6 protein-coding genes are annotated in these 7,839 nt (G+C 70.9%); 1 reads left to right on the top strand and 5 read right to left on the bottom strand.

The window, feature by feature from the left end:
• Positions 1-355: 355 nt before the first annotated feature.
• Positions 356-1,300: a LysR family transcriptional regulator gene (locus tag ACFWGJ_RS11640; protein ID WP_387322758.1), complete on the bottom strand. Its 945-nt coding sequence runs from the start codon at positions 1,298-1,300 to the stop codon at positions 356-358.
• 70 nt (positions 1,301-1,370) lie between these two features.
• On the opposite strand from ACFWGJ_RS11640, the gene ACFWGJ_RS11635 reads away from it, so the two are divergent.
• Positions 1,371-2,555, top strand: a complete 1,185-nt coding sequence (locus ACFWGJ_RS11635) for a TDT family transporter (protein ID WP_387322756.1) — start codon at positions 1,371-1,373, stop codon at positions 2,553-2,555.
• Here the strand turns inward: ACFWGJ_RS11635 and ACFWGJ_RS11630 are convergent.
• The 4 genes from ACFWGJ_RS11630 to ACFWGJ_RS11615 form a co-directional block, all read right to left on the bottom strand.
• Positions 2,482-3,192, bottom strand: a complete 711-nt coding sequence (locus ACFWGJ_RS11630) for a helical backbone metal receptor (RefSeq protein ID WP_387322755.1) — start codon at positions 3,190-3,192, stop codon at positions 2,482-2,484. The genes ACFWGJ_RS11635 and ACFWGJ_RS11630 overlap by 74 nt on opposite strands.
• 40 nt (positions 3,193-3,232) lie before the next feature.
• Positions 3,233-3,796, bottom strand: coding sequence for a helix-turn-helix domain-containing protein (locus tag ACFWGJ_RS11625; RefSeq protein ID WP_107019833.1), 564 nt, complete (start codon positions 3,794-3,796; stop codon positions 3,233-3,235).
• A 192-nt stretch (positions 3,797-3,988) separates the two neighbouring features.
• Entirely contained in the window at positions 3,989-6,604 is a 2,616-nt protein-coding gene (locus tag ACFWGJ_RS11620; RefSeq protein WP_387322752.1) for an ABC transporter permease/substrate binding protein, read from the bottom strand.
• Positions 6,597-7,685, bottom strand: coding sequence for a glycine betaine/L-proline ABC transporter ATP-binding protein (locus ACFWGJ_RS11615; RefSeq protein WP_387322751.1), 1,089 nt, complete (start codon positions 7,683-7,685; stop codon positions 6,597-6,599). The genes ACFWGJ_RS11620 and ACFWGJ_RS11615 overlap by 8 nt, the downstream gene beginning before the upstream one ends.
• Between the last annotated feature and the right edge of the window lie 154 nt (positions 7,686-7,839).

The raw sequence follows: 7,839 nt of genomic DNA, 5'->3' as shown, positions 1-7,839 counted from the left end.
CTGACGGGGCGGGGCGGGGCCGCGTAACGCCACGGCGACAAACCCACCAACCATCCCCCCACCCCCACTCACCCAGGGGCGCGGGGAACTGCGCGACCAGCCACAACGGACCCGCAGCCGACACCCGGGCCCGAGACCCCACCCCCTAGGGGCGCGGGGAACGGCGCGGCCAACCGCAGCGGGCCCGCGGCTGACAACCCAGCCGGAGCCTCACTCACCCAGGGGCGCGGGGAACGGCGCGGGCAACCCCCACCGGCCCGCAGCCGATAAACCGGCCGGAGCCACCCCGCCCCCAGGGGCGCGGGCAACTGCGCGACCCGCCCCCGTCGGCCCGCGCGGAGAAACCCCCCGCCCCCTACGACCGCGTCAAAGCCAAAAGGTCCCGCGCCGGCCCCGCAGGCCGATGGCCCGTCGGCCATACCGCCCGGAGGGCCCGGCTCAGGTGGACCCCTTCCACCGGAATCTCCACCAGCCGCCGAGCGGACAGCTCCTCGCCGAGGGCCAGTTCGCTCAGGACCGCCGGCCCCGCCCCCGACGCCGCGGACGCCTTCACCGCCGTGGTCGACGACAGTTCGATCAGCGGGCGGGCCAGCCCGCCGAGCGCCGCGTCCAGCACCTGCCGCGTCCCCGACCCTTCCTCCCGCAGGATCAGCGGGGTCGCCGCCAGCTCCCCCGCGTCGAGCGCCTTCCGCCGCCGCGCCCACGCGTGCCCGGGCGCGGTGACGACGATCAGCCGGTCGTGCGCGATCACCACAGAGTCGAGCCCGCCCGCGACGGACACCCCTTCCACGAACCCGAGGTCCGCCTCCCCCGCGAGCACCCGCTCGGCCACCACGGTCGAGTTCCCGGCGAGCAGCGACACCGCCGTGTCAGGCCGCTGCCCGCGCAGCGCGATCAGCCAGCCCGGCAGCAGGTACTCCGCGATGGTCATGCTCGCGGCAACCCGCAGCCGCGAGTCCCGCCGGTCCCGCAGCGCCTGCGTCCCCGCGTCGAACACCTCCGCCGCCTCCACCACCCGCCGCGCCCAGTCGGTGACCAGCGCCCCCGCGTCGGTGAGCCGTGATCCCCGCGGCGACCGCTCCACCAGCGCGACCCCCAACTGCCGTTCCATGGACCGGATCCGGCTGCTGGCGGCGGGCTGGGTGATGCCGAGTTCCCGCGCCGCCCGGCCGAGGCTGCCGAGCCGCGCGACGGCGAGCAGCAGCTCCAGCGCGCCCAGCTCGGGCACCCGGTGCGACAGCCCGCCGCCCGTTCCCGCCGCCCGGACCGGCTGGTCGTCCGTCCTGTCACTCCCGCTCATAAACCCACCTTATGCCCCCATAGGCCGGCACTCCCTGGTGGCCGCCCCGCCAGGGGAGCACGGTGGATCCATGGTCACCGCCGTCCCCCGCCTTCCCACCCACAGAGGGCACACCGATCACCTGGGCCCCACCCACCCCCGCGCCGCCGCCGACGCCGTCCGTCACCTCGGACCCAACTGGTACGCCCCCGTCATGGGCACCGCGATCGTGGCCACGGCGGGCGCCGGCCTCCCGTTCGGCGCCCCCGGCCTGCGTACCCTCTGCACGGCGTTCTGGGCGCTCTCCCTGCTCCTGCTGGCCGGCCTGCTCGTCGCGCGGGCCGTGCACTGGGTCCGGCACGGGGACCGGGCGAGGGCCCATCTCATGGATCCGGCGGTGGCACCGTTCTACGGGTGTCTCTCGATGGCCCTGCTCGCCGTCGGCGGCGGCGCCCTCGTCGTCGGCCGGGACTGGATCGGCACCCCCGCGGCGGTCGCCCTGGACGCCGTCCTGTTCACCGCGGGCACCCTGACCGGTCTGACGGTCGCCGTGGCCGTCCCGTACCTGATGATCACGCGTCACCGGCTCGACGCCTCCCAGGTCAGCCCCGTATGGCTGCTCCCCCTGGTCGCCCCGATGGTGTCCGCGGCCCTCGGCCCTCTCCTCGTACCTCATCTGCCGGCCGGCGCACCCCGCGCGACCCTGCTGCTGGCCTGCTTCGCGATGTTCGGCCTGAGCCTGCTGGCCACGCTGGTGATGCTGCCGATGATCTTCGCCCGGCTGCTCACGGGTGGTCCGCCGCCGCTCGCCCTCACCCCGGCCCTGTTCCTGGTCCTGGGTCCGCTGGGGCAGTCCACGACGGCCGTGGACAAGTTCGCCGCCGCCGCGCCGGGAGTCGTGCCGGCCCCGTACGACCGGGGTCTCGTCGTCCTGGCGGTGCTCTACGGCGTGCCGGTGCTGGGGTTCGCGCTGTTCTGGCTCGCGCTGGCCGGCGCGATGGTGGTGCGGGCCCGCCGCCGGGGCATGGGCTTCACGATGACCTGGTGGGCGTTCACCTTCCCGGTGGGCACGTGCGTCACGGGCGCCGAGGGACTCGGACGGCACACGGGGCTCGTGGTCTACGACGGCCTCGCGACCGCCCTGTACGCCCTGCTGCTCGCCGCCTGGGCCGTGGCCGCCGTGCACACGGCCCGGGGCCTGTTCAGCGGACGGCTGCTCGCAGCGCCTCGCCCAGTACCCACGGGGCCCGCGCCAACGACGGCCCGTACCACGTGAGATGACGTCCGTCGACGAGCGCGCACGGCACCCCGGGGAACTCCTCGGGGCCGTCGTCCCGGGTGAAGCGGTACGGCTCGTCGGGCAGCACGACCAGGTCGAGGCGGGAGCCGCGCAGTGCGTCGGCGGAAACCCGCGGATACCGCTCGGTGTGGTCCGCGTACGCGTTGTCGACGCCGAGGCGCGCCAGCAGGTCCCCGGCGAAGGTGTCCCGGCCCAGCACCATCCAGGGGCGCCGCCAGACCGGCACGGCCGCGCGCAGCCGGACCGACAAGCCGGGTGGGTCGAGCCATGCCGTCTCGGCCTCGTCCAGCCAGCGCGGTCGCCCGCGCACGCCGCACGCCCCGGTCACCCGCTCCAGTTCACGGAAGGCGCCCGGCAGATCCCGTACCTCGGTGACCAGGACCTCGATGCCCGCCTGCCGCAGCGCGCTCAGGTCGGGCTCGCGATTCTCCTCCTCGTTGGCGATCACCAGGTCCGGGGCGAGCGCGACGATCCGCCCGACGTCCGGGTTCTTGGTGCCGCCCACGCGTGCGACGTCGAGCCCGGCGGGGTGGCTGCACCAGTCGGTCGCCCCGACGAGCACGCCCGGCGCCGACACGGCGACCGCCTCGGTCAGGGAGGGGACCAGCGACACCGCCCTCGGCCGCACTCCCGTGCCCGAGCCCGCGCGCCGCTCACCGGCTGAGATCGTCGACCGCCTCGATGTGGTCCGCGACGGCGACGACCAGGACGCGGGTGTCCTCCTCGGTGGCCCGCCAGCGGTGGCGCACGCCTCCGGTCAGGTACAGGGTGTCGCCCTTGCCCAGGCGGTACGCGCGGCCCTCCGCCTCGACCTCGACGACGCCTTCGGCCACGTACATCAATTCGTCGTTGCGGTGCTGGAACTCCCGGCCGGCGTCCTGGTCGCCGGAGAACTCCATGGCGTGCAACTGGTGGTGACCGCGCACCAGGGGGCGCACACGGGGCTCATGGGTGAACTCGGAGTCGTCGGCGCGCACCACGTCGACACTGCGCGCGGGGTCGGCTGCCGCCAGCAGTTCCACGCGGGTCGTGCCGAGGGCGTCCGCCACGCGTTCCAGGGAGCGCGTACTGGGCCGGGCCCGCTCGTTCTCGACCTGGCTGAGGAACGGCACCGACAGGCCGCTGCGCTCGGCGACGACGGCGAGGGTCAGCTCAAGCGCCCGGCGCCGCCGCCTGACGGCCGCGCCCACTCGAAGGGATTCCTTGTTCTCGTCCATCGCCTCGGCTCCCCCCTGTGCGTCGTCGGTGCGCGGGTTCCTGATGTGTTGTCTGCACCCTACGGGTGTTCGCCAAACCGTTTCATGCGGCCGTCACATCCCCGTAAACATTGCCTCATCGGTCGTGTATATGCCGCGAGGGGCGGTCGGCACCGTACGGTACCGTCCGCCCCTCTTCGTCGTGCTCGTCCGCTACTGCGGAGTCATGCGTTCCACCATGTCCGGGTGCTCCTTGAGCCACGCGGCCACGGCGTCCTCCTCATGACCCTGGCCGCGGTCCTTGATCTCGGCCTCCAGGCTGCCGAGTTCGTCCTCGCTCATCTTGAAGTTCTTGATCCACTTGGTGAGCTGCGGATACTCGCCGGGGAACTTCTTGTTCGAGATGGTCCGGATCGTGTTGCCCTCACCGAACAGCTTCTTCTCGTCCGACAGCTTCGTCAGCTCGTACTCGCTGTACGCCCAGTGCGGCGACCACAGGACGACGGCGACGGGCTCCTTCTTGGCGTACGCGCGCTTCAGTTCGGCGAGCATCGCGGGCGTGGAGCCGTCGACGACCTTGTACTCCTTGTCGAGGCCGTAGCCCGGAAGCACGTCCTTCTTCAGGAGGTTCATCTCGCCGGTGCCCGGCTCGATCCCGATGATCCTGCCGTCGAACGTGTCGGCCTTGCCCTTGAGGTCCGCCAGGGACCTGACGTCCTTGACGTAGGAGGGCACCGCGATCTCCAGGGACGTCGGCTCGTACCAGGTGCCGAGGTCCTTCAGGTTGTCCTTGTGCTTGTTCCAGTAGTTCGACTGCGCGTACGGCAGCCAGGCGTCGAAGTTGAGGTCGATGTCACCGGAGGCCAGACCCGTGTAGACCGGGCCGACGTCCATCTGCTTCAGGTTCAGCGTGTAGCCGCGCCGGGCCAGGACGTTCTTCCACAGGTAGGTGACGGCGACGTCCTCGTCCCAGGGGAACCAGGCGACGTCGATGGCCTTCTTCGCCTCGGCGGGGGTGTCCGAGGAGGAACTCGCGACCGGGGCCAGCTCGTCGACGACCTTGGAGTTGCTCTTCAGCCAGGTGCGCACGGCGTCCTGCTGGGCGCCCTTGCCGGCCTTGTTGATCTCCGCCTCAAGACTGGTGAGCTGGTCCTCGGTCATCTTGAAGTTCTTGAGCCACGTGCCGACGACCGGGTCGTCCTTCGCGAAGCCCTTGCGGGACAGCGTGTGCACACCGTCGCCCTTGCCCCAGGCACCCTTGGTGTCCTTGAGCTTCTTCAGCTTGTACTCGCTGTACGCCCAGTGCGGCGACCACAGCGTGCCGACGAACGGCTCCTTCTTGGCGTACGCGCGCTTCAGCTCGGCCAGCATCGCGGGCGTCGAGCTGTCGACGACCTTGTACTCCTTGTCGAGCCCGTACTCCTTGAGGACCTTCGTCTTGAGCAGGCCCATCATGCCGGCGCTGGACTCGATGCCGGTGATCTTGCCGTCGAACTCGCCCGCCTTGCCCTTGAGGTCCTCCAGGGTGTCGATGCCGTCCATGTAGGCGGGCACGCTCAGCTCCAGGGACGTCGGGCCGAACCAGGAACCCATGTCGTCGAGCTGCTTGCCGTACTTCTTCCAGTACTGCTCGTGCGTGACGGGCAGCCAGGAGTCGGTCTGGAAGTCGATGTCGCCCTGCGCCAGGGAGGTGTAGAGGGGGCCCGCGTCGAACTGCTTGACCTCGACCTCGTAACCGCGCTGCTCCAGGATCTCCTTCCACAGGAAGGTGGAGGCAACGCCCTCGTCCCAGGGGATGTAACCGATGCTGATCTTCTTGCCCTGGCCGACGTTCTTGGAGTCGGAGGCCGTGGCCTCGCTGCCCGCGGAGCCGAACACGCCCATGCCGCCCGCGACGAGCGCCAGCACGACGACACCGATCACGGCCACGGTGGGCTGCGGACGGTAGGTCCAGATCTTCAGGCCCTGCGCGGCGCGCAGCTTGGCGGCGGCACGGCGGCCGAGCGGCGAGACCTGGCTGCCCAGCGCGCTGGTCATCCGGTCCAGGTAGATGGCGAGGATGACGATGGCCACGCCCGCCTCGGAGCCGAGGCCGACGTTCAGCTGGCCGATCGCCTCGTTCACGTCACCGCCGAGCCCGCCGGTGCCGACCATCCCCGCGATGGCGGCCATGGACAGACCCAGCATGATGACCTGGTTGACGCCCGCCATGACGGTGGGCAGGGCCAGCGGCAGCTGGACGCGCAGCAGGATGTTGCCGGGGGTGGTGCCGAACGCGTCGGCGGCCTCGACCAGTTCCTTGTCGACCTGCCGGATGCCCAGCTCGGTCATGCGGACGCCGGGTGCCAGCGCGAAGATCAGGGTGGCCACGATGCCCGCGGGGGCGCCGGTGCCGAAGAACAGGATCGCCGGGATCAGGTAGATCATCGCCGGCAGCGTCTGCATGAAGTCGAGCACGGGCCGCACGACGCTGCTGACCCGGTCCGAGCGCGCCGCCCAGATGCCGACGGGCACCGAGATGACGAGCGCGATGATCGTCGCCACCAGGACGAGCGACAGCGTCACCATCGCGTTCTCCCACAGTTCGAGGGAGTCGATGAACGCGAATCCCACGAAGGTGAGCAGACCTGCCGAGGTGCCGCGCAGCCAGAACGCGATGACCGCGAAGATGCCCGCGAGGAGGAGCGGTTCGGGGGCCTGGAGGACGGCGTTGATGCCGTCGTAGGCGCCGAGGAAGACGGTCTTGAAGAAGTCGAAGAGCCACGCCATGTGGTTCAGCAGCCAGTCGACCGCGTCGTTGACCCAGTCGCCGAAGGGGACTCTAGGCATCGGTCTTCACCGCCCCGAGGGTCTTGCCGCCGGGAGAGTCGCAGGGCGCGGGTTCCCCCTGTTCGTCGCCGAGGAAGCCGATGAGCCGCCGCCGTGGCACGACTCCGACCAGCTTCCCCTTCTTGTCGACGACGGCGACGGGGTGCGTCAGCCGCGCGCTGATCGCGCACAGGTCACCGAACGAGGAGTCGGGCCGGGCGGTCTCGCAGCCGCAGTCCGCCTCGTCGCCGCGCAGCTCCGTGTCCATGACGGAGGCCGCGGTGAGGACCCGGGAACGGTCGACGTCCTGGGTGAAGGAGGCCACGTAGTCGTTCGCGGGGCGTACGAGGATGTCCTCGGCGGTGCCTATCTGCACGATCCGGCCGTCCCGCATGACGGCGATGCGGTCGCCCAGGCGCATGGCCTCGTTGAGGTCGTGGGTGATGAACACGATGGTCTTCTTGAGTTTCTTCTGCAGTTCGATGAGCTGGTCCTGCATGTCGCGGCGGATCAGCGGGTCGAGCGCGCTGAACGACTCGTCCATCAGCAGCAGGTCGGCGTCGGTGGCGAGCGCGCGGGCGAGGCCCACCCGCTGCTGCATACCGCCGGACAGCTCGTCGGGCCAGGACTTCTCCCAGCCGGCGAGGCCCGCCAGCACCAGGGCCTTGTTGGCGCGCTCGTGGCGTTCGGCGCGCGGCACCCCCTGCACCTCAAGGCCGTACGCGGCGTTCTCCAGGACGCTGCGGTGCGGGAAGAGCGCGAAGTGCTGGAAGACCATGCTGACCTTGCGGGAGCGGACCTCGCGCATCTCACGGTCGTTCAGCGCGGTCAGGTCCTGCCCGTCGAAGACCACGCGTCCCTCGGTCGGCTCCAGGAGCCCGTTGAGCATGCGCAGCAGCGTGGACTTGCCGGACCCCGAGAGTCCCATCACGACGAAGATCTCGCCGGGTTCCACCGTGAAGGAGGCGTCGATCACCGCGGCGGTGATGCCGTCGGCGCGCAGTTCCTCGCGGTCGGCTCCCCCTCGCAGTCGCTCGACGGCCTCGCCGGGTCGTCTGCCGAACACTTTGTAGAGCTGTTCCGCCTGCAGCCTGGATGACACAAGTACCTCTCCGGTCGAACGAAGACGGCCCGCCTCCCCCGCCGGCGGGCCGTGGAGCGATGCGGGTTCCGCCCGCTCATCCGGTCCGCGCATGTTCAGTGTTGTTGAAAATGCGACCGGGTTCGCTCCGGATCGGCGCCTGCCCTGACTCGGA

Origin of the sequence: Streptomyces sp. NPDC060205 (genome assembly GCF_042728395.1) — a bacterium.
Taxonomy (GTDB): domain Bacteria; phylum Actinomycetota; class Actinomycetes; order Streptomycetales; family Streptomycetaceae; genus Streptomyces.
Note: the sequence above shows the minus strand (reverse complement) of the source record. Positions and strands in the feature narration are given on the sequence as shown.

Bases quoted from the DNA above. Each gene is read 5' to 3' on its own strand.
- ACFWGJ_RS11620 (WP_387322752.1), bottom strand. From the start codon at position 6,604: ATGCCTAGAGTCCCCTTCGGCGACTGGGTCAACGACGCGGTCGACTGG.
- ACFWGJ_RS11635 (WP_387322756.1), top strand. From the start codon at position 1,371: ATGGTCACCGCCGTCCCCCGCCTTCCCACCCACAGAGGGCACACCGAT.
- ACFWGJ_RS11640 (WP_387322758.1), bottom strand. From the start codon at position 1,300: ATGAGCGGGAGTGACAGGACGGACGACCAGCCGGTCCGGGCGGCGGGA.
- ACFWGJ_RS11625 (WP_107019833.1), bottom strand. From the start codon at position 3,796: ATGGACGAGAACAAGGAATCCCTTCGAGTGGGCGCGGCCGTCAGGCGG.